This is a genomic window from Bartonella sp. AA2SXKL (genome assembly GCF_042197205.1).
In the GTDB taxonomy this organism is placed as follows: Bacteria; Pseudomonadota; Alphaproteobacteria; order Rhizobiales; family Rhizobiaceae; genus Bartonella.
The window spans coordinates 1-321 of sequence record NZ_JBHIRN010000156.1; the positions used below are offsets into that span (position 1 = coordinate 1).

A 321-nucleotide genomic window follows, 5' to 3' on the forward strand; every position below is an offset into this window, starting at 1 on the left:
CTTGGTTAGATGCCCTTGATATTCAAGGGATAAATAATGCGCGCGCCATTTCTCAAAAATTTGGTTTTCCAGATCAATTAGCCCGTGTTCTCTCGGCAAGAGATGTGGATGAATCTGAAGCTGTTGCTTTTATCAATCCAACATTGCGCACACTTATGCCTGATCCAAAAAGTTTTACGGATATGCAATACGCAGCAGAGCGCATCGTGAAAGCTATTCTGAAGCAAGAGAAAGATGCAGTTTTTGGTGATTATGATGTTGATGGTGCTTGTTCATCGGCACTCATAGCGCGCTTTTTGCGTTATTTTGGTGTCGAAGTAA

Annotated in this window: 1 pseudogene; it reads left to right on the plus strand. The window is 42.1% G+C overall.

Annotation, left to right across the window (positions count from 1 at the left end):
* Positions 1–321 (plus strand): annotated as a pseudogene (locus ACFINS_RS10385) (single-stranded-DNA-specific exonuclease RecJ); the annotation flags it as partial.